Here is a 19,171-nt window from a genome sequence, read left to right on the forward strand (position 1 = left end):
TCAAAGCGCCGGGGTATTGGCGATGGCGTGGTCGATCACTTTCAGCGCGGCCTCGCGTTCGGCGCCGGTGATGGCCAAGCGCGGTGCGCGCACACGCTCGTTGCCCAGGCCGACTTTGTCCTGCACGAGTTTGATCAGCTGCACAAACTTGGGCACGGTATCCAGGCGCAGCAGCGGCAGGAACCATGCATAGAGTTCGGCCGCCGCGTCGGCGCCGCCGTCGCGGGCCAGCTCGAACAACTTCACCGACTCCTTCGGATAGGCGTTGACCAGGCCGGCGATCCAGCCGCGCGCGCCCATGGCGACGCCTTCGACAATGGCATCGTCCATGCCTACCAGCAGTTCAAGGCGATTGCCGAGCAGCGAGCGGATGGCGGCGAAACGGCGTACATCGCCGGAGGATTCCTTCACCGCCTGCACATTGGGGAATTCGTGCGCGAGTTCGGCGATCTGCTCTGGCGAAAAATCGGTCTTGTAGGCGATGGGGTTGTTGTAGAGCATGCACGGCAGATCGGTGGCGGCGATCACCGCGCGCAGGTGCGCACCCATTTCGCGCCAGTCGGTGGAGTACACGTAGGGCGGCAGCACCATCAGGCCGGAGCAGCCGAGCGCTTTCGCTTCGCGCGCCAGGCGCACGGCTTCGTCAGTGGACAGTGCGGCGATGCCCGGGATCACCGGCGCGCGGCCGTCGAGTGCTCTCACCAAGGTGCGGATGATCGCCAGCTTTTCATCGAAGCTCAGCGTGGCCGCTTCGCCAAGTGAGCCGAGCGGCACGATGCCGGTACAGCCGCTGTCGATCAGCGTGCGGGCGTGTTCAGCGAGGAAGGCGTGGTCGACCTGGCCATCGGCGGTGAACGGCGTGGTGATGGCGGGAATCACACCGCGCCAGATGGAAGCGTTACTCATGATCGGCTACCTCGGTACTTATCGTCGGAAGGGGAAAAGTCGCCGCGCCCGCCAAGGTGGCGAGGCGTGCGGGAAACAGGGGCGGGCGGCTGCCGCTGCGGGAGAATCGGCCGAGCTCGGCCAGCACGGTGCCGCAGATGCGGCCCTGGCATGCGCCCATGCCGCAGCGCGTGGCCAGCTTGGCGGCGCGGGCATCGCTGAAGCCGTCCAGCTCACCGAGCGTGACGTCTTCGCAGCGGCAGATCAGCGTTTGCGCATCAGCGAGCTGATGCAGGCGCGGGTCGAGCGAAAAATGGGTGGCAAGCAGTTCGGCGAAGCCACGCGCCTTGTCGCGGCGCGGCAACAGCAGGTTGGCCGCGGCGGTATCGCCAACAGCCATATGGCCGGCGATGGCGCCTTCCAGTCGTGCCACCGCGAGTCCGCCGATGCCGTTGGCTTCGCCCGCGGCGTAGATGCCAGCGACGCTGGTGCGCAGCGACGGATCGACTTGCACCTGCGGATGCGCGCTGCGCTGCACTGTCGCGCATCCCAGCAGCTGTGCCAGTTCCACATTGGGCACTAGGCCATAGCCGACCGCGAGCAGATCGCAGTCGAGGCGGGTCGTGCCATGCGGCCCTTCGATATCCACCGTGCGCAACGCGGCTTCGCCATGCGCGCTACGGACGAATGTGCCAAAGCGATACGGCACGCCGGCCAGTTGCGCACGAAGCGCAACCGCTTGAGTCGCGCGAGCCGGCCAGCGTAATAGCTGTCGCGCAAAGGCATGCACGCGCGCGACTGGCGCCTGTTCGTAAATGCCCTGCAATCGCGCGCCGTGCGCGCGCAGGGTCGCTGCCGCGGCCAACAGCAGCGGACCGCTGCCGGCGATCACTACGCGCTTGCCGGCGATCGGCCAGCCCTGTTTCACCAGCGCCTGCATGCCGCCGGCACCCGTCACGCCCGGCAAGGTCCAGCCGGGGAAGGGCAGCAACAGTTCGCGTGCGCCGGTGGCGAGAATTAGCGAGGTGTACGAAAGCAGTGAGCTGCCCTGTTGCGTTTCCACGCGCAGCGCGGATGGCTCGGCGGCGACAACTTGATGGTTGGTCAGCAACTCGACGCTACGCAATGCCGCGATAGCCTCGCGCGCGGCACGTGGTGCGGTGCGGCGCACGTCATGGCGCCATACCTGTCCGCCTGCGCGCGCCTGCGCGTCGATCAGGCCAACGCGTGCACCGCGGCTGGCGGCCGTCTGCGCGGCGGCAAGACCGGCAGGGCCGGCGCCGACGATCAGGACGTCGTAGCGCTCAGTCATGGCAGTGCACCTGCATGCCTTCGCATGCCACGGTCATGCATGCGCGCACATGCATCACGCCATCGATCCGCACGCGGCATTCGAAGCACACGCCCATGCCGCATAGCGGCGCACGTGGCGCGCCACTCACCGAACTGCGGAAATGCAGGCCGACGTGCGCGATGGCAGCGGCCACGCTGGCGCCAGTCGGCACCTCTACGTCCTGCCCATCGATGCTGAGGCGAACGATGTCGCTCATGCGGCCATCCTCGATGGCGCATAGGGCGTTGGATCGATCGCGGGCTCGCGGCCCTGGATCAGATCCAGCAACAGCCGCGCGCTGCCCAGGGCGGTCGTCACGCCGAGACCTTCATGGCCGGCCGCGACCCATTGGTTGGTGCCGCCAGGTACGGCACCAAGATAAGGGCGTCCATCCGGCGTGGTCGGACGGAAACCGGTCCACGCGCGCACGGCCTGCAACTGGCGCAGGGTGGGAATGAAAGCGAAGCAGCGTTCCAGCATGCGCTGCAGCATCGCTGGTGAAACCGCGGCGTCGGTGGCGCTGAACTCGCGCGACGATCCGATCAGGATCTGTCCGGTGGGGCGTGGCTGCACGTTGAAGGCGACGCTGCTGTCGGCATCGCCGTGCGCGCTGTCCGCATAACCAAGTTCGAGCAATTGATGGCGTAGCAGGTTCGGATAACGCTCGGTGATCACCAGATGCCCTTTGCGTCCGCGCATCGGCAACTGCGGTAGCAGGGCGGGCAGGGCGCAGCCGGTGGCGACCAGCACGGGGCCGCTGAGAGTGCTGCCATCGTCGAGCTGCGCGCCACCGCGCGGTAGCGCATTCACGCGACGGCCGGCATAAAGCTGCGCGCCACGCGATTGCGCACGCTGCACCAGGTAACGAGCGACGCGCGGCGGATACACCACGGCCTCGCGCGGCACCAGCATGCCGCCGCTCATGCCGGGCGCGAGTGCCGGCTCCAGTTCGTAGAGGGTGTTGGCATCGAGCACATGCGCTTCCACACCGGCCGCGGCGAGGCGGGTGGCACGTGTCGATGCGGCGGCCAGTTCGGCGTCGCCGCGCGCTACCCACAGCGTGCCGCAGCGACTGAACTCCGCTTCTTTCAGATCGGCAAAAGCTTCCCACTGCTGCAGCGAATAGCGCGACAGCGCCAGCTCGGCCGGATCGTCATCCATTGCCACCAGATGGCCCATCGCCGCCGCCGTAGCGCCGCCGCCGATCGGGCCGGGCTCCACGATGGCGACACGCAAACCGTCCGCGCTCGCCGCATCGGCACAGGCGGCGCCAACGATGCCGGCACCGACCACGATCAGGTCATAGCTGGCGGCAGCCGCCTTCATTCCGCGCCGCTGCCCCAGGTAAAGGCATCGGCTTCGTCGAACAACAGCGTGGAGCGCGCCACCACATAAGCGGTGCCAGTGATCCGCGGCAGCACACCGCGTGTGCCCGGCGTGTAGCGCCCCTCAAACACGCTACCGAGAATGCTTTCCTGTCGCCATGTATCGCCCGGCGCCAGCTTGCCGTCGGCGGCGAGGCAGGCCAGCTTGGCGCTGGTGCCGGTGCCGCAAGGCGAGCGGTCGTAGGCAAGGCCGGGGCAGAGCACGAAGTTGCGCCCGTCCATACCGGCGACCGGCGAGTCGGCATTGATCTCGATATGGTCGATCTCGCCGTTGTCCGCGCCGGCGATGCCATGGGCTTCCAGCGCGCGCCGCACCGCTTCGGTATAGACGGTGAGCTCGCGCTGGTGATGGATCTCCAGCGGCAGCGGCGTGTCCTTGGTGATGAAGAACCAGTTGCCACCCCACGCGATGTCGCCGTGCACCGTGCCGTAGCCCGGTACGTCGACGCGCACGTGGCTGGCGTGGCGGTAGCTCTCCACGTTGTCGATGGAGACGCGACCGTCTTCGTGCAGCTCCGCGCCCACGGTGCCGACCGGCGTCTCGATGCGATGCAAGCCGGGGCCGATGCGGCCCATGTGTTGCAGCGTGCGCACCACGCCGATGGTGCCGTGGCCGCACATGCCGAGATAGCTGACATTGTTGAAGAAGATCACCCCCGCGCAGGCGTCCGCCGACTGCGGTGGCAGCAACAGCGCGCCAACCACGGTGGACGAACCGCGCGGCTCACAGGCGATGGCGCTGCGCCAGCGGTCGAACTCGCGGCGGAAGCGCTCGCGCTGTTCCATCAGGCTGCCGGTGCCCAGGTCGGGGAAGCCGGCGATGACGACACGGGTCGGTTCGCCGCCGGTATGGGAGTCGATCACGTCTATGGTATGCATGGCGCCTATGCTCGCTTTGCCGGCGATTGAACGTCTAGAAACGCTTGGCATCCGGCGGTGCGGAAATCGGCACAATGCGAAAACACTTGCGCATCCTATGCTGCAAGTGCAAAAAAGGCATGGCACATAGCGATGGGGGTTCGATGGAAATGAAGATTTCGGCCGATGAGCTCGAAGCACTCTTCGACGCACTGCCCGACGTAGTGTTCTTCGTCAAAGACGGCAACGGCCGCTACACCCATGCCAACCTCACCTTGGTGCGCCGCCTCGGCCTCAAGCATCGCGCCGATGTCATTGGCCGCAGCGTCACCGAACTCTTTCCCGCGTCACTCGGTGGATCCTACGCCTCGCAGGACCGCCGCGTGCTGGAAGGCGAAGTGATCGAAAACCAGCTCGAAGTCCATATGTTCGCCAACCGCGTCGCCGGCTGGTGCCTCACCTGTAAACGTCCCCTGCGCCAGCGCGGCGAAGTGCGCGGCATCGTCGGCATCTCCCGCGACCTCGGCAAACCCGACGGCCGCCACCCCACCTACGTCCGCCTGCGCCGCGTCCTCGCTTACCTGCAAGAGCACTACGCCGAAAGCGTACGCGTGGCCAAACTCGCCGAACTCGCCGACGTCTCCGTCGCCCAGTTAGAACGCCACTTCCGCCGCGTCTTCCAACTCACCCCCCAACAAGTCCAGACCAAACTACGCATCGAAGCCGCCATGCGCCTCCTCACCGGCGCCCAAAGCATCGCCGCCATCGGCCTCGCCTGCGGCTTCGCCGACCAAAGCGCCTTCGCAAGGCAATTCAAGGCAACAGTAGGCATGACTCCAAGGGACTACCGTGCGATGACCACGGCAAGTACGAAAGAAAAGCGTGAAAGCAGTACACGCTAAGCCAGAGCAAGGGCGCTGCCCGATGCTCCGTATACTTTTGTTTTGATCTGCGAGTCCCTTGTGTGGTCCTGACTAGCGTCGTGTCTCAGCTACGCTCGATTTTCTCCTCCCCCTGCTCGCGACGCGAAGCTAGTCCCGTGGGACAGGGGAGGCAGGGAGGGGGTAAGCCCTTGAGAAAACCTCTCCCGAAACGCTTTCTCAAGTACTCACCCCTCCCCAACCCTCCCCTGTCCCACGGGACTAGCTTCGCGTCGCAAGCAGGGGAGGGAGCAAGAGCTCGGCGTGGCTGTGATGGCTGGACGATCAGACCGAGAAGAAAACCATCCCGACGCCTGACACTGGAAAAGGCGTAGCTACAGAGCCCACCGCCTGCTTTCAGGCCATTTCTCTTTGGTTACTTTCTCTTTGGGCCAGCAAAGAGAAAGTGACCCGGACCGCGGCAGCGGTTCGGAAGCCCGCGGCAGGCGAACCAGGGCACGCAGACGCAACAACCGAGCGACGCGCCGGCCAATCTGTCGCTCTGCGCCGATTAGAGTCACTTCATAGCCTCTCGAGATCATCACTACTGAAGGCTGAGTGATCAGGATTCATGAATCAGAGCAGGTGCTTCGCCTTCAGCTGCGCGAGCACATTGACGAGACTGGCATGTCCACCATCGTGCAAGTCAGTGAGCGTGGTGCTGAGCGCGCGGTCAGGACGCAAGCCCACAGACTGGATCGCAAAGGGCCGTGTGCGACTGGGAGCAAAGTGATCCTGCGCCAGCATGTCGATCAGTACGCCCTCGGCGTGCTCCCCATCGGTAAGCGTGCCCGTAGGATCGAAAACCGAAAAATTGCCGCTGAGTCGCACGGCATAGCCGGAGCCGGGCAGTGGGGCGGCCGGCTCACCATTGAACTCGAAGCCGCCGCCAGCGCCTACAGTACGTTCCCCCACCACGGTGGCACCTGAGGCCCATAACCAGCTCGCCATAAATTCTCCCGCCGAGCGCGTACCGGCATCGGTAAGCACGACGAGTGGGGCATGGGAGGTGACGTGCCCGCAGCTCGGGTCGGTATGTTCCTTCGTGAGTTGAACGGTGCTCGCTCCCTTGCTGGCGAACAGGTCGAGTGTGGAGAGCGATGGCCTGGTGCGAAGTGCGTCGGCCAGCAACCAGGCTTCGCGGTCGAAGCCGCCGAGATTGCCGCGCAAATCCAGCACTAGAACGTCCGCACCGCGGGCAGCGGCGTCGGCTTCGCGGATGAAGTTGCGCACCACGGCGCAATAGCCGGCGATCATGGCCGTATCGTCGGTGGCATCCGGTTGTTTGCTGGCCGTGTCGGAAGCAGTCACAAAGGCGTCGTCGTACTGTGGCGCGAACGCACCCAGGCGCAACGTGCCGATACGCAGACCTTCGGTCGTGAAACGCTGTGGAAGGTCCGAGCGATTGATCGCGGCAGTCATTGACTTGGCCAATGCCGCATCGACTGGCTTGTAGTGCAACGTGACGGTTTTCGTTTGGTGCTTGGCGTCTTGCAAGCGCAAGGTGACTGCGTTCTTGAGTCCGGCAACGCGATGGACTACCGGCGTGGCGAGCCCGAGCTCTGTAGCGGCCTCTGCATAACGACCGCGGCGCTGGCCACCAAAGGTCAATGTCGCTACGCGTTGCAGCCAGCTATGGGCGTCCTGGCCATCGATAGCCAGTACCTGATCGCCCTCTGCGACGAGTCCGCTTATGGCGGTCGTATCGAATAAGCGCCAAATGATGACGCTGCCGTCGCTGGCCGTGCGGAACAGCACACCTAACGTTTCGGATTTACCTGCCTTGGTACCGGCCAGCGCGACGTGTTGGTCTTGCAACGCAGTCAGCGCTCGGGTGAGCGCATTGGCATCGCCAAGGGGAGGCAGGGTGGCGTCTATCGACCAGAAAGCCTTGCCCTGGATCTCTTCAGGAAAGTCGTGGCGGTAGCGTTCCACGTACCGCAGCGAGGGATAGTTGTGCGTTACCTGCGCACGTAGCTGGGTGCTGTCGTCCATGGCTGCATGCGCATTACTTAGCATGGTCAGAGCGCACAACGCGGCGATTGTCCAAATCACTCTATGCATAACGAATCCCTGGTTAGATGCGTGGCGTCATACGCGATGCCTCTGATCGTGCAGAAGAGACATGAGCACGCGACCTTGCGGTGAGCCGTGGATGAGATCAAGTGTTACAAGTCATATCTCTCCCACAGAGACTAGCTTCGAGGCGCCGGAAGGAAAGGGCGCAAAGAAAAAGCCCTGCCAACTGGCAGGGCTTTTTCATCAAACGAACGGAGCGTGAGTACTCAACCGTTAACCCACACACCCACATTCAAATGCCACCCATCATTTCTCCGCTCATAATGCGGATGCACATAGCGATAACCGGGACGAACAACCTCCCAATGCCCGCGCACCGGCTGATAACCATGGCCATCCCAGCGCCAATAACCTCGAGCCCACATATAACCAGGGCGAGGCATGGGCTCCTCTTCAATCACAGTCACCGGCGGCGGCTGCGGAGCTACCACCACTTCCTCCACCACTTCGCGCCGCACTATCGGGCGCTCCACCACCACGGGACGATCGTGGACAACACGCTCCTCGACACAACCACTGGCAAGCAGGGTAAGTGCGGCAAGAGCAACAATGCGGGTCGACATGTAGAAGCCTCAGTGATGGATGTGGTGATAGTTGGATGGAGAGCGTGCGCTTCACGCGGTGCCACTCTCATCCATCCTGCCTTTGCGATGGCTTCGGAAAACGTGCGGATCTATCGCAGGTTGTTGCGCGTTCAGCGGCCCCAGTAGCCGTCGTGGAAACGCCAGCCGTTGCCATGGCGCATCCAGCCAGCAGGGCGGTAGCGATAGCCCGGGCGCGCCTGCACCCAGCGACCAGTGATCCACACATGGCGACGTGCATACGGATCCCAGCGCCAGTAACCCGGAGCCCAGGCATAGCCGCGGCGCGGTGGCGGCACGCGTTCGTAGCGTACGGGCGGTGGAGCGACGCCGATCTGCACGGAGACGCTGGTGCGCGCGGCGGCTTCGGGTACATAGGCAGTGCTTCCCAGCGCCAGCCCTATGGCAGTCAACACGGCAAGCTTGCGTGCGAGCGGGTTCATCGAACTCTCCTTCAATAGCGCAGCCGCGATGTGCGGCTAGCAGGTGGAGAAAACGAGGCGCGGCTCAGCGTGTTGACGACGCCTCGCAAGCTTGTTCAGAAGCCGGTCGGGTGTGACGCACCCGCCAGGGACATCAAAGGCGGCAGTTCGGGCTGTGTCCGTTGGCGCGCGCCTGTTCGTACACCGGCATCAACTGCTGTGCCTGCTGGCTGAGCGATTGTGCGCGGCCCGACGATGAAGGGTGCGTGGAAAGGAACGCGGGTGGCTTGGCGCCGCCTTGCGCGCCCATCTTCTGCCAAAGCGCTGCCGCGGCGCGCGGATCGAAACCGGCCTGCGCCATATAGCGCTGGCCCAGCGTATCCGCCTCGCTTTCCTGGGTGCGTGAGAACGGCAGCAAGATGCCGACTTCCGCGCCGACGCCCAGGGCGGCGGCGGCATAGCCGGCGTTGGTGCCGCGAGTCGCGGCATACGCGGTGCCGGCGAGCACGGCCGCCTGCGTCGCCATGTTGTCCGACATGCGCTCGGCGCCGTGGCGCGAGACCACATGCGACAGCTCATGGCCGAGCACCACGGCGAGCTGATCCTGATCCGTGGCCACCTTGAACATGCCGCGGTTCACGCCGATGCGGCCGCCGGGCAGGGCGAAGGCATTGGCGCTGTTGTCGTCGATGATCTGCACTTCCCATTGCTGGGTATTCCACGGCGGCGGCAGTACCGCGATCAGCGCGTTGGAAACGCAGGTGGCGTAGGCGCGTTCGCGCGGCGAGTCGACAAACTTGCCCTGCTTGCGCATGTCGTTGAACGCGGTCAGCCCCATCTGGCTCATGTCGTTGTCCGACACCATCATCAATTGCGAGCGGCCGGTGGGCGAGGTAGCGCAGGCGGCCAGCAGGCTGCACAGCACCGGCGCCAGCACATGGCGGAATTTCATGCGTAAACCTCCCTGGTAAGCGTGGCGCGAAGCATAACCTTGCGATCGCCATTGGGGTGTGTTCGCCGGCCTATAGAAAAGAACGAACGGTCGTGCTATTTTCCGGCCATGAACGATACCGCCACCACCGGAAAACGCGCCGCCACGCGCCGTCTGATCCTCGACCAGGCCTATGCGCTGGCCTGCAACGACGGGCTGGAAGGGCTGTCGATCGGCTCGCTGGCGCAGGCGGTGGAGATGTCCAAGAGCGGCGTGTTCGCCCACTTCGGTTCCCGCGAAGACCTGCAACTGGCCGTACTTGAGCTCGGCGCCCACCGCTTCATGGCCAAGGTGCTGCTGCCCGCGCTGAAGCAGCCGCGCGGCCTGCCGCGTTTACGTGCGGTGATCACTCATTGGTGCGAATGGGCGCGCGTCTATCAGAGCGGCTGCGTGCTGCTATCAGCCGCCAGCGAATACGACGGCCGCGACGGTGTGCTGCACGACGGCGTAGTGCGCCAGCAAGCCGGCTGGCGCGACGAGCTGCAGAAATCGATCGAGCTGGCCGTGGCGGAAGGCCATCTGCAGGCCGACACCGACTCCGCGCAGCTCGCCTTTGAAATCTACGCCTTGATGCTCGGCCTGCATCACGACGCCGGCCTGTTCGGTTTCGACGAAGCGCGCCGCCGCACCGACGCGGCCGTCGATCGCCTGTTTGCTAGTTATCAGCCCTGATCCCCCAGGAGCACACCCATGTCAACGCGCACGCAAGGCTCCACCCATCGCCGGCACTCCACCACCGCCATGTTGAAACTCAGTGCTGTGCGCGCCGGCTTTGCGCTTGGCGGACGGCTCGCGCCGAAGCGCACGGTGAATCGCGCGGCGCGCCTGTTCGCCACACCGTTTGCCAGCAGCCGTATTCGCGCGCAGTCGGCGCGACCGGATCAGGACATGCGCCAGGGCGCATTGCAGGTGGGCGATGAAACCATCGCGACCTATGTGTGGGGCGATCCTTCCACGCAGCCTTACGCCTTGCTGGTGCATGGCTGGTCCAGCTTCGGGCTGCGCTTTCTGCCATGGGTGCAGCAGCTGCGCGAGATGGGCCTGGCCGTGGTCACCTTCGATCAACCTGGCCACGGCCGCAGCAGCGGCAAACTGTGCACCTTGCCGGATTTCATCACCACCATTCGCGCGGTAGGGCGCCACTTTGGCAATGCAGCGCTGGCCGTCGGCCATTCGCTCGGCGGTGCCGCGCTGGCTTTGGCGCAGAGCGAGAGTTGGCTCGCCCAGCGCCTGATCCTGATCGCACCGGCCGCCGATATGGAAGCCGCGGCTGGGCGCTTCCTGCGCTTTGTGCGTCTCGGCGATCATCTGCGCGGCGCATTCCTGGCGTGGCACGAGCGGCGCACCGGCGTGCAGGTGAAAGAGCTGCAGGTGCATCGCCATCTGCCTGCGCTGGGTCAAGCGGGCCTCGTTGTACACGACCTCGACGATCGCGACGTGCCGTGGGAAGAGGGCGAGCGTTACGCGCGTTATTGGCCGGGCGCACGGCTGCTCACCACGCAGGGGCTTGGCCACCACAAAGTGCTGGATGCGCCGGAAGTGCTCGACGCAGCGTTTGCTTTCCTGCGTGGCGAGGTCGTAGGCGAACGCGTGGTGGCTTCACCGAACCTGCCGTTCGGCATGGCCTGAGCCGCGGCTATTCCTTCGGCGCGGAACGGCCGGTGTGGAAGCTGCGGAACCGGCATACATTGAACCCCCTGCGAACCCATACGCGGCCATCCGCGAAGGTCATGCGGAAATCGCGAACGCATCCGCCATCGGCATGCTCCAGCGCGATCGTGGTCGAATCGCCGCCGCCGGGCAATGGCCGTTCTCCCAGCGCGATGTCGTGGAAGTCGTTGGTGCCGGCCGTCGCCACGGCGAACGACGCGAGGCTGCTCGGTGCGTTGTTGTAGAGATCGAGATAACGCGTCTGCGCGACGGCGAGCGCCGGTGTGGCTGCGAGCACAACAAGCATAGCGATACGCATGAAGGTCCCCTCCTGAGATCGACGGTGTCCGCGACACGTCGCGGATGCATGGATTGGAGGGGTGCGACCATCGTCAGGAAAGCATTTCGTGACGAATCGTAGCCAGCCAAGGACGAACCGTAGCCGGCATGGACGAACGCTATTCGCCACACGGAAAGCCTGTGTAGGATGCGGACGCCGGCAGCGATGTTCTCCGCCGGCCTGGACCTTTGGGGGATGCCGGTGCGATTTCTGCGTTACATGGCGGTATGGACCATCCTGGTGGTGCTTTTCGCGTTGCAGGGATACGCGACCGATGCGGTGCGCGGCTTTACCTGGAATGCGAGCGACTACATCCGCTGGTCGATGATCCAGTGGTACACGCTCGCCGCGTTGGCGCCGGCGGTGTTCTGGCTGGCGGCGCGCTATCCCATCGAACCTTCACGGCGTTTGCGTTTCCTTCCCGTGCATGTGCTGGCCAGCGTGGCGTTCACCGCTTGCGCAGTCCTGCTCGCCGCATCGGTCGCGCATATCCTTGAGCCCAGTCAGCCGCCGGTGGCCGAACAGCTGTCGCAGTTCATCAGCAAGTACGCCGTCACTGACCTGTTTGTGTACTGGGTGCTGCTGGTCATCTGGCATGCGGGGCGCTTCTACCGCGAAAAGAACCGGCGCACGGTGCAGTCGGCGCAGTTGCAGGCACAGCTCGCCCAATCGCGCCTGCAGGTGCTGAAGATGCAGCTGCAGCCGCATTTCCTGTTCAACACTCTGCATGCGATCTCGACGCTGATCCGCGAAGACGCCGCCGTGGCGGAAGACATGCTGCTGCGGCTCAGTGATCTCCTACGCGCCTATCTCGACGACGACCGTCAGGAGATCGCCCTCGCCAGCGAGCTGGAATTGCTTGATCTCTACCTCGGCATCCAGCGCATCCGTTTCAAGGATCGCCTCACCACGCGCGTGGATGCCGCTGCCTCCGCGCTCGATGGCGCGGTGCCCGGCCTGATCCTGCAACCGCTGGTGGAAAATGCGATCCATCACGGCATCGGCAAGCACGCCGGCAGCGATCAAGTGGAGGTCACTGCCTATCGCGACGCGGACAGCCTTTATCTTGAAGTGCGCAATCACGGCAGTACGCTGGACATGCCGCAGGAAGAGGCGTTTGGGCGTGGCGTGGGGCTGTCGAATTCGCGGCTGCGGCTGAAGGAACTGTACGGTGATACGGCGACAATCTATCTCGATGCCCTGACGCCACAGGGTGTGGTCTGTCGCGTGCGGCTGCCGTTCCGCGCCATGCCGGCGCGGCCCGGTTTCGCGGCCGGAGTGGCAGCGTGAGCATCCGCACCCTGGTGGTCGACGACGAACCCATCGCGCGGCATAGCGTGGTGCGCCTGCTGCGCGAAGACGCCGACATCGACATCCTGGGCGAATACGGCGATGGAGCCAGTGCGCTGGAGGCGATACGCCGATGCGCACCGGATCTGGTGTTCCTCGACATTCAGATGCCCGAGATGACCGGCATCGACGTGATCGCCAACCTGGGTGAGGGCCGTTTGCCCGCGACGGTTTTTATCACCGCTTATGAGCAGTACGCGGTGCGCGCCTTCGAAGCTAATGCGGTTGACTACCTGGTCAAGCCATTCAGCCGCGACCGCTTCATCACTACGCTGCGGCGCGCCAAGCATCGGCTGCTGGCCGGAGAAGGCGAGGCACATGCCGTGCCCGCACAAATGCTGCAGGCCCTGGCCGAACTGCGCCGCGAGCAGAGCTATGCGCGGCGCATTCCGGTGCCGGTCGACGGCAGCGTGAGCTTGCTTGATGTCGCCGATATCGACTGGATCGAAGCCAACCGCAATAGCGTGCTGCTGCACATGGGTAAGCAGGTCTACGAATTGCGGGAAACCATGACGGCCCTGGAGGGACGGCTCAACCCGCGCCACTTTGCGCGGGTACACCGCTCGGCCATCGTCAACATCGATCGCATCAAGGCGATCCACCCCTGGTTCAAGGGTTACCACATGGTGGTGCTCACCACGGGTGAGCAGTTGCGCATGAGTCGTTATCAGCACGAGACCTTTATGGGCCTCGCGCGGTTTCAGGCGCGAGGCTCATAAAGTCGATGGTTTTCGTCAGGAATGGTCGAGCGGCGTAACCAGCCGCAAGCCACTGCCGACCATATGAATGCCGCCGTCTGCCAGCGCGTCGGTTGAGCCGTCCTTGTCGTCGCTGGCTATCGGATATTTGCTCTGCCACGGAATCGGTTCTTTCGGGCCGGGCACGTAGGCCTGCCATCGGCCATAGAAGTAATTTTCCGATATCCCGGCTTGCACCATATTAAAGTTGATCGGTATTCGTACCATCCAGTAATCATCATTGGCATGTGGGCCGGAGGTCGGCACGTCATAGGTCCATTGACGTGCGGCTTTAATGCTGGCTTCGGCTAGTACACGGCGCCATGTCTGCATGCCCTTGTCGGTGTCCACCACGTCGAGATTCACTTGCTCTGCGGCAACGTCTGCTGTCTTGCCGCTGCGGTCGACACGCACCAGGAGATAAACCGTGCCCGATACACGCGCCCTGAGGGCGGGTTCCGGATACTTGGGAGCGCTTCTGTCTTTAAAGCGCACCGAGTCGTCTCCGTCCTCCGACTCACCAAAAGTAGCGCCCGCCACACGGACGACGAACTTGTTGCTGCTGCCGTCCTCTTTTTTGGCGACCACGCGCAGGCTCATCTTGGCTTTGGCTACCACGGGCTTGCCATCGACCATCACTGGTTCGAAACGCCAGGTGGCGGACGCACGACGAATCAGGTCGACGACTTCGGGCGGCACTTTCTCCACTTTGTCCAGTACATGAGATTGCACGCGGCCGTCGGTCCCCACGACGACCCACCCTGTTACGAGCATGCTGGCCTCCGCCCGCTTGCGCGCCTCGCTTATGTCTTCGGCCAAGGCCAGCCCGCAGAACACCAGGCACAGCAGTGCCATCCACAACCGTTTCATCTTTGCTCCCCCTTGGATACAAAAGTGTTGTTGGTGCAATAACCGCGTCAGGAATGGTCGAGCGGCGTAACGAGCCGCAGGCCACTGCCGAGCATATGCACATTGTTATCGGCTAGCGCGTCGGCGGCGCTGCCCTTGTCGTCGTTGGCCAGCGGATATTTGCTCAGCCACGGGACGGGTTCTTTGGGGCCGGGCACATAGCCTTGCCATTGGCCGTAGTGGTTCGTAGCGGGCCTGCCGATCTGGTGCAGGTTGAAGGCTACTGGCAGACGTGCGATCCAGTACTCGTCTTTCGCGTGCGGCCCTGATGTCGGCGGGTTGTAGGTCCATTCGCGCGCGGCCTGGATGCTGGCATCGGCAAGGATCTCGCGCCAACGACGCAATTCGCTGTCGCTGGCGACCAGGGCAAGATTGACCTGTTCGGCGGAGACATCGGCTACCTTGCCATCGCGGTCGATGCGCACGATCAGGTAGACGGTGCCGGATACCCGTGCCTCGATGGCGCGGATGGGGTAGCGGGGCGCGACATGGCGGTCCTTGAACGACACTTGCTCATCGGAGGTGCCATCGCCGAACGTGGCGCCAGCGATTCGCGCCGTGTAGTCCTGACTGCCTTCGTCGTGCTTGGCCACCACGCGCAGGTTCATCTTGGCGCGTGCGGCCACGGCCTTGCCGTCTCTCACTACGGGCTCGAAACGCCATTCGGCGGCGGCCTTGCGGATCAGGCTGACTACTTCGGGCGGCAACTGGTCGGGCTTGTCCAGCTCATAGGACTGCACACCACCATCCGGTGACACCACGATGGTGCCGGTGACCACCATGCTGGCTTCAACGCGCTTGCGTACGGCATAGACACCGTCTGCGTAAGCCAGCCCGCAAAACGCCAGAAACAACACTGCTATCCATAACCGCTTCATCGGCGTCTCTCCCTGTCGAGTGATGGTGTTGGCGGACGGCCGAGTATCGCGCGCTCCCCTTTGCCGTGGCTAGCGCAAAAATGGCGGCCCGAGGGTCTGTCGAAATCGACCCCGCCCATTCGTCTAAACCATGAAGGCGGTCGCCGTTGCCCGGGACATCCATCTCAAACCCTGACACGCGCAGCCATTTCACTAGGCGGCGCAGGTGCCCCCATCACCCCCTTGCTCAAGGAGTCGAAGATGTTTGCCAAAACCTGTTTCGCGTTGCATACCGTCGGCATGGCGTCATTCATGGCGGTCGCCATGGGCAGCATGGGTAGTGTCCATGCAAGCGCGGCCACCTACACCATCGATCCCATGCATACCTATCCCAGCTTCGAGGCTGACCACTTCGGCGGCATATCCACCTGGCGCGGCAAGTTCAATAGCAGCAGCGGCAAGGTGATCCTCGACAAGGCTGCCGGCACGGGCAGCGTCGAAATCACGGTGGACGCCTCCAGCGCGGACTTCGGCCTGGACAAGTTGAACGAGGAGGCGCGCGGACCGGAGCTGTTCGACGTGGCCAAATACCCCAAGGCTTTCTACAAGGGCAAACTCACGAACTTCGTCAACGGCGCACCGACCAAGGTGGTGGGCGAACTGACCTTGCACGGTGTGACCAGGCCGCTCGATCTCACCATTAACTCGTTCAAATGTACCCAGCACCCCTTGTTCAAGCGCGACTGGTGCGGCGCCGACGCCAGCGCCAGTTTCCAGCGCGACGCGTTTGGCCTCACTGCCGGCAAGGATTACGGCTTCAAGATGGAAGTGGTACTGCGCATCCAGGTGGAAGCGGTGATTGATGAAAATGCCGGTGCAGGGAAAGCCACCGGCGCGAAGCATCAACCCTGATCGCGCATCGCAGCCGGAACCGATGCCGCCGCGAATTCATTTCGCCGGCGGCATCTGGTCCAGCTTGTCCACCGCCATGGCAATGTCACGACCAAAGCGCTGTTCGTCGGGAGCAGTGGGCGAGGGTGCCTTGGTCACGATATCGGGCGGCACGCCGTTGACTTCGAACACCGTGCCATGAGGGTCCATGTAGATCTCGTTGGACAGGGAGAACGGCCAGCCATTCGGAAGGATTTTTTCCAGGCGGTCAGATAGCACGCCCCGTGTTGGCTGACCGATCTGGAGGGTTGCCGGCAAGGCGCGTAGCGCCATCGTGGCGGTTTCCGCCGCGCTTACGGTGAAGTCGCTGGTCAGCAACACGATGGGTACAGGCAATGCCTTCCCTGACGATGGCTGCACGCTCATATGAAACGTGGCGTGCGTTTTGCCTTTCTCGTAGGCGCGCTTGCTCCAGGCGGGGCGCGGTACATGGGTGAAGCGTCCGGCAATGGCGAGCGCGATGGCATCTTCGCCACCGCCGTTGTAGCGGAGATCGACGACGATTCCCTTGACGCCTTGAAGTGCGGCGATCGCCTCGTCCATCGCGGTCTGCAACGACTGGACGCGGGTATCGAGCGGGACGTTATCGTTCTCGCCCTTGCCGAACCAATCCATGCTGAAGATCGCTATGTACCCATAGCCTGAATCGGCCGCCCTTTTGCTCCTCAGGCGGCCGTACGCGATTTGATCGTTACCCGTGCTTTTAGCGGGAGCCTCAAGCGGGGTGCCAGCTCCCTTGAGGTAAGCGACCAATCCCGCCTCCAGATAATGGTCATCCAGCAGCACGGGGCCGTTTGGCCCAGCTTGGATGACCACGGGGAATTTCTTGACGTGCGCAACGCGCTTCCCATCAGACAGCCGGACATGAGTGTCTTTCAGAAGCGCAAGCATCTCGGCAAAGATCGGAAAGGGATCGCCGTCCTTGGGTAGCGCGGCCACCTTGGGGCGGTACTGTTCGCGCACGGCCTGCCAGTTCACGCCATGAGCGCCAAAGAACGCGTAGTGCGTGTCGAAGGTCTGCCACAGATAGTCGAAGTTCTTCAGCGGATCGCGGTCAGGCTGCTGCGATGCGTTTGCGCAAGCGGGCGGCAGGCGATCGAGCGGATCGACGGTCATGCCGGAAACGATCAGATGCCAGGAAGCGCTGGCATCGGGTGAATTGCGGATCCAGTCGCCATAGTCACCGCTGAATTGCGCTGGTGTTACGCGAGCTCGCAGCAGGCATTGCGAACCGAGCACATCAAAAAGCGAGATATGTCCCGGTTCGACCTGAAAGATGGAGCCGTAACCCTGCGTCTGCCAGATCCCGGACGGAAGCTCTTTCGTTGACTGCAAGGCCAGGGCGCTATGGCAAACAAAGAGCAGCCACCCCATCAGCCACACTGGATGCGTGCGCCGTCCCTTAATCCCCCGAACCTGAAACGACACCATCGCGATCACCTCGCTCAAGCATGCTGTTGAACCACATTCATGCGGGTAGGCCGCCCGGCAGGGACGGGCGCAAAAGTCGCCCGAGGCTACGCCGAACCCCATAACGGCTCAATGACATGTGGCGCCACCCGGGGCTTACGGATGTTGGGGTCAGGTCGGCCATGGCGAGGTGAGGTGGGGTGCCTCTTGATGAGAATGCTTCGCATTAATCTGTGCTAAGGTCGCGGCCCTGCATCACTTCGCCCGCTTCCTTATGCAGCTTTTTCGGTCTTGCTCCGCCGCGGTTTCCGCGGCATGACACCCGTTTCCCATCCACCCGTCCGCCACCGCTGGCGGTTGCGCGACGTACTGCGCAAGCTGCATCTATGGCTGGGCCTGAGCATCGGTCTGCTGTTCGCCGTGCTCGCGCTATCTGGCACGGTGCTGGCCTACCAGGACGAGCTGCTGAAGTGGCGGCATCCCGAACTCACCCGGCATGCCTTGCCCACGGCGGAGCAACAAGCCGTGGTACTGCAACACATCCAAGACACCCGCTGGCCCTTGCCGCTGCGCAGCGTCGATCTGCCGGATGCCGACTTGCCGGTGTGGCAGCTGTTCCTGGATGGACAGGTGCGCGTTTACCTCGATCCGATCGACGGCAAGCCGTTGCTGTTGCGCTCACCGGACAACGACGCCGTGCTGTGGCTGCGCTATCTGCATACGCATCTGCTCGGCGGCAAAACCGGCGAGTTGTGGCTGGGTGTGATCAGTATCGTCGAGCTGTCGCTGCTGCTGATCGGCCTCGTGCTGTGGTGGCCGCGCAAGGGGCATTGGCGTCATGCCGTACACATGTATGCGCAGCCGCCGATACGGCGCTGGCGCAGCTGGCATCAGAGTGTGGGCGCCATCGCCTTTCCTCTGCTGCTGCTCAGCACGCTGACTGGCGTCACGCTGATCTACAAGGACACTACGCGCGCCGCGCTGAGCGGTCTGTTCGGCGATCGCCAGATGGCGTCGAAGTTGCCGACGCTCGCGCCGCGCGAGGCTCCGGTGCAATGGACCGCCGCGCTCGTCGCCGCACAGGAGGCATTGCCGCAGGCGGAACTGCACCGCATCACCTTGCCCAGCGCGAAGAACGCTGCCTTGACCATCCGCGCACGTGGCGCCGAGGAATGGAATGTGGTCGGCCGCAGTGTCGTGGTGGTCGATCCGTATTCCGCCAACGTCATGGCGGTACAGGACGCGCAGAAGCAAGGCCGAGGCAACCGCTGGAGCGACAACATCTATCCGTTGCACGCGGGGGCGGTCGGCGGTTCCACTTGGCAGTTCGTGATCGCCGTTGTCGGCGTACTGCCGGCGTTCTTTGCCGTCACCGGTTTCCTGTTCTGGTGGACGCGCACGCGTCACCGCAAAGCGGCGCAACGCGCCATCGGCTGACTTCCCCGTACGCGCCGGTACGCCCGGCGCCATCGCGCGCTTAACAGCGATCCCCACTAGAATTGTCGGGATCAAG

Annotated in this window: 20 protein-coding genes; 7 read left to right on the forward strand and 13 right to left on the reverse strand. The window is 63.8% G+C overall.

Annotation, left to right across the window (positions count from 1 at the left end; all coding sequences use genetic code 11):
- The 5 genes from BM338_RS18845 to BM338_RS18865 are packed head-to-tail and all read right to left on the reverse strand — an operon-like array spanning nt 1 to nt 4,482.
- Nucleotides 1–906, reverse strand: coding sequence for a dihydrodipicolinate synthase family protein (locus BM338_RS18845; RefSeq protein ID WP_090453731.1), 906 nt, complete (start codon nt 904–906; stop codon nt 1–3).
- Nucleotides 899–2,197 (reverse strand): NAD(P)/FAD-dependent oxidoreductase, encoded by a 1,299-nt coding sequence (locus tag BM338_RS18850; protein WP_090453733.1) that lies wholly within the window; start codon nt 2,195–2,197, stop codon nt 899–901. The genes BM338_RS18845 and BM338_RS18850 overlap by 8 nt, the downstream gene beginning before the upstream one ends.
- Nucleotides 2,190–2,435, reverse strand: coding sequence for a (2Fe-2S)-binding protein (locus BM338_RS18855; RefSeq protein WP_090453735.1), 246 nt, complete (start codon nt 2,433–2,435; stop codon nt 2,190–2,192). The genes BM338_RS18850 and BM338_RS18855 overlap by 8 nt, the downstream gene beginning before the upstream one ends.
- Nucleotides 2,432–3,544, reverse strand: a complete 1,113-nt coding sequence (locus BM338_RS18860; protein WP_090453737.1) for an NAD(P)/FAD-dependent oxidoreductase — start codon at nt 3,542–3,544, stop codon at nt 2,432–2,434. The genes BM338_RS18855 and BM338_RS18860 overlap by 4 nt, the downstream gene beginning before the upstream one ends.
- Nucleotides 3,541–4,482: a 4-hydroxyproline epimerase gene (locus BM338_RS18865; RefSeq protein WP_090453739.1), complete on the reverse strand. Its 942-nt coding sequence runs from the start codon at nt 4,480–4,482 to the stop codon at nt 3,541–3,543. The genes BM338_RS18860 and BM338_RS18865 overlap by 4 nt, the downstream gene beginning before the upstream one ends.
- 143 nt (nt 4,483–4,625) lie before the next feature.
- Between BM338_RS18865 and BM338_RS18870 the strand changes: the two genes are divergently transcribed.
- Nucleotides 4,626–5,363 carry an AraC family transcriptional regulator gene (locus tag BM338_RS18870; protein ID WP_090453741.1) on the forward strand — a complete coding sequence of 246 codons (738 nt, stop codon included), beginning with the start codon at nt 4,626–4,628 and terminating at the stop codon, nt 5,361–5,363.
- Nucleotides 5,364–5,957: 594 nt separating this feature from the next.
- Here the strand turns inward: BM338_RS18870 and BM338_RS18875 are convergent.
- The 4 genes from BM338_RS18875 to BM338_RS18890 all read right to left on the reverse strand — a co-directional run bounded on the left by BM338_RS18875 (nt 5,958) and on the right by BM338_RS18890 (nt 9,415).
- Entirely contained in the window at nt 5,958–7,376 is a 1,419-nt protein-coding gene (locus BM338_RS18875; RefSeq protein ID WP_218156392.1) for a S41 family peptidase, read from the reverse strand.
- A 290-nt stretch (nt 7,377–7,666) separates the two neighbouring features.
- Entirely contained in the window at nt 7,667–8,023 is a 357-nt protein-coding gene (locus BM338_RS18880) for a YXWGXW repeat-containing protein (protein WP_090453745.1), read from the reverse strand.
- A 131-nt stretch (nt 8,024–8,154) separates the two neighbouring features.
- Nucleotides 8,155–8,484, reverse strand: coding sequence for a YXWGXW repeat-containing protein (locus tag BM338_RS18885; protein ID WP_090453747.1), 330 nt, complete (start codon nt 8,482–8,484; stop codon nt 8,155–8,157).
- Nucleotides 8,485–8,617: 133 nt separating this feature from the next.
- Entirely contained in the window at nt 8,618–9,415 is a 798-nt protein-coding gene (locus BM338_RS18890; protein ID WP_090453749.1) for a M48 family metallopeptidase, read from the reverse strand.
- 108 nt (nt 9,416–9,523) lie between these two features.
- Here BM338_RS18890 and BM338_RS18895 point away from each other — a divergent pair, with 108 nt between their 5' ends.
- Both BM338_RS18895 and BM338_RS18900 read left to right on the forward strand, forming a co-directional pair.
- Nucleotides 9,524–10,126: a TetR/AcrR family transcriptional regulator gene (locus BM338_RS18895; protein WP_090453752.1), complete on the forward strand. Its 603-nt coding sequence runs from the start codon at nt 9,524–9,526 to the stop codon at nt 10,124–10,126.
- Between the two features lie 18 nt (nt 10,127–10,144).
- Nucleotides 10,145–11,083 (forward strand): alpha/beta hydrolase, encoded by a 939-nt coding sequence (locus BM338_RS18900; protein ID WP_090453754.1) that lies wholly within the window; start codon nt 10,145–10,147, stop codon nt 11,081–11,083.
- 7 nt (nt 11,084–11,090) lie between these two features.
- Here BM338_RS18900 and BM338_RS18905 read toward each other — a convergent pair whose 3' ends face one another.
- Nucleotides 11,091–11,423: a hypothetical protein gene (locus BM338_RS18905; protein ID WP_090453756.1), complete on the reverse strand. Its 333-nt coding sequence runs from the start codon at nt 11,421–11,423 to the stop codon at nt 11,091–11,093.
- A 216-nt stretch (nt 11,424–11,639) separates the two neighbouring features.
- On the opposite strand from BM338_RS18905, the gene BM338_RS18910 reads away from it, so the two are divergent.
- Together BM338_RS18910 and BM338_RS18915 are read left to right on the forward strand one after the other, a co-directional pair.
- Complete coding sequence (locus BM338_RS18910; protein WP_090454171.1) at nt 11,640–12,734, forward strand: sensor histidine kinase; 1,095 nt, start codon at nt 11,640–11,642, stop codon at nt 12,732–12,734.
- Complete coding sequence (locus BM338_RS18915) at nt 12,731–13,513, forward strand: LytR/AlgR family response regulator transcription factor (RefSeq protein WP_090453758.1); 783 nt, start codon at nt 12,731–12,733, stop codon at nt 13,511–13,513. Before BM338_RS18910 ends, BM338_RS18915 begins: the two co-directional genes overlap by 4 nt.
- 15 nt (nt 13,514–13,528) lie before the next feature.
- Here the strand turns inward: BM338_RS18915 and BM338_RS18920 are convergent, their stop codons facing one another.
- Nucleotides 13,529–14,401, reverse strand: a complete 873-nt coding sequence (locus tag BM338_RS18920; protein ID WP_090453760.1) for an energy transducer TonB — start codon at nt 14,399–14,401, stop codon at nt 13,529–13,531.
- Nucleotides 14,402–14,448: 47 nt separating this feature from the next.
- Complete coding sequence (locus tag BM338_RS18925) at nt 14,449–15,318, reverse strand: energy transducer TonB (protein WP_090453762.1); 870 nt, start codon at nt 15,316–15,318, stop codon at nt 14,449–14,451.
- Nucleotides 15,319–15,558: 240 nt separating this feature from the next.
- Between BM338_RS18925 and BM338_RS18930 the strand changes: the two genes are divergently transcribed.
- Nucleotides 15,559–16,209: a YceI family protein gene (locus BM338_RS18930; protein ID WP_090453764.1), complete on the forward strand. Its 651-nt coding sequence runs from the start codon at nt 15,559–15,561 to the stop codon at nt 16,207–16,209.
- 36 nt (nt 16,210–16,245) lie between these two features.
- Here the strand turns inward: BM338_RS18930 and BM338_RS18935 are convergent, their stop codons facing one another.
- Nucleotides 16,246–17,688: a S41 family peptidase gene (locus tag BM338_RS18935; protein WP_255367394.1), complete on the reverse strand. Its 1,443-nt coding sequence runs from the start codon at nt 17,686–17,688 to the stop codon at nt 16,246–16,248.
- Nucleotides 17,689–17,973: 285 nt separating this feature from the next.
- On the opposite strand from BM338_RS18935, the gene BM338_RS18940 reads away from it, so the two are divergent.
- A complete protein-coding gene (locus tag BM338_RS18940) occupies nt 17,974–19,095 on the forward strand; it encodes a PepSY-associated TM helix domain-containing protein (protein WP_090454172.1) in 1,122 nt (373 codons plus the stop codon).
- Nucleotides 19,096–19,171: the final 76 nt, after the last annotated feature.

Origin of the sequence: Dyella sp. OK004 (assembly GCF_900114495.1) — a bacterium.
In the GTDB taxonomy this organism is placed as follows: domain Bacteria; phylum Pseudomonadota; class Gammaproteobacteria; order Xanthomonadales; family Rhodanobacteraceae; genus Dyella_D.

Bases quoted from the DNA above. Each gene is read 5' to 3' on its own strand.
- BM338_RS18845 (WP_090453731.1), bottom strand. From the start codon at position 906: ATGAGTAACGCTTCCATCTGGCGCGGTGTGATTCCCGCCATCACCACG.
- BM338_RS18850 (WP_090453733.1), bottom strand. From the start codon at position 2,197: ATGACTGAGCGCTACGACGTCCTGATCGTCGGCGCCGGCCCTGCCGGT.
- BM338_RS18855 (WP_090453735.1), bottom strand. From the start codon at position 2,435: ATGAGCGACATCGTTCGCCTCAGCATCGATGGGCAGGACGTAGAGGTG.
- BM338_RS18860 (WP_090453737.1), bottom strand. From the start codon at position 3,544: ATGAAGGCGGCTGCCGCCAGCTATGACCTGATCGTGGTCGGTGCCGGC.
- BM338_RS18865 (WP_090453739.1), bottom strand. From the start codon at position 4,482: ATGCATACCATAGACGTGATCGACTCCCATACCGGCGGCGAACCGACC.
- BM338_RS18870 (WP_090453741.1), top strand. From the start codon at position 4,626: ATGGAAATGAAGATTTCGGCCGATGAGCTCGAAGCACTCTTCGACGCA.
- BM338_RS18875 (WP_218156392.1), bottom strand. From the start codon at position 7,376: ATGGACGACAGCACCCAGCTACGTGCGCAGGTAACGCACAACTATCCC.
- BM338_RS18880 (WP_090453745.1), bottom strand. From the start codon at position 8,023: ATGTCGACCCGCATTGTTGCTCTTGCCGCACTTACCCTGCTTGCCAGT.
- BM338_RS18885 (WP_090453747.1), bottom strand. From the start codon at position 8,484: ATGAACCCGCTCGCACGCAAGCTTGCCGTGTTGACTGCCATAGGGCTG.
- BM338_RS18890 (WP_090453749.1), bottom strand. From the start codon at position 9,415: ATGAAATTCCGCCATGTGCTGGCGCCGGTGCTGTGCAGCCTGCTGGCC.
- BM338_RS18895 (WP_090453752.1), top strand. From the start codon at position 9,524: ATGAACGATACCGCCACCACCGGAAAACGCGCCGCCACGCGCCGTCTG.
- BM338_RS18900 (WP_090453754.1), top strand. From the start codon at position 10,145: ATGTCAACGCGCACGCAAGGCTCCACCCATCGCCGGCACTCCACCACC.
- BM338_RS18905 (WP_090453756.1), bottom strand. From the start codon at position 11,423: ATGCGTATCGCTATGCTTGTTGTGCTCGCAGCCACACCGGCGCTCGCC.
- BM338_RS18910 (WP_090454171.1), top strand. From the start codon at position 11,640: ATGCCGGTGCGATTTCTGCGTTACATGGCGGTATGGACCATCCTGGTG.
- BM338_RS18920 (WP_090453760.1), bottom strand. From the start codon at position 14,401: ATGAAACGGTTGTGGATGGCACTGCTGTGCCTGGTGTTCTGCGGGCTG.
- BM338_RS18925 (WP_090453762.1), bottom strand. From the start codon at position 15,318: ATGAAGCGGTTATGGATAGCAGTGTTGTTTCTGGCGTTTTGCGGGCTG.
- BM338_RS18930 (WP_090453764.1), top strand. From the start codon at position 15,559: ATGTTTGCCAAAACCTGTTTCGCGTTGCATACCGTCGGCATGGCGTCA.
- BM338_RS18940 (WP_090454172.1), top strand. From the start codon at position 17,974: ATGACACCCGTTTCCCATCCACCCGTCCGCCACCGCTGGCGGTTGCGC.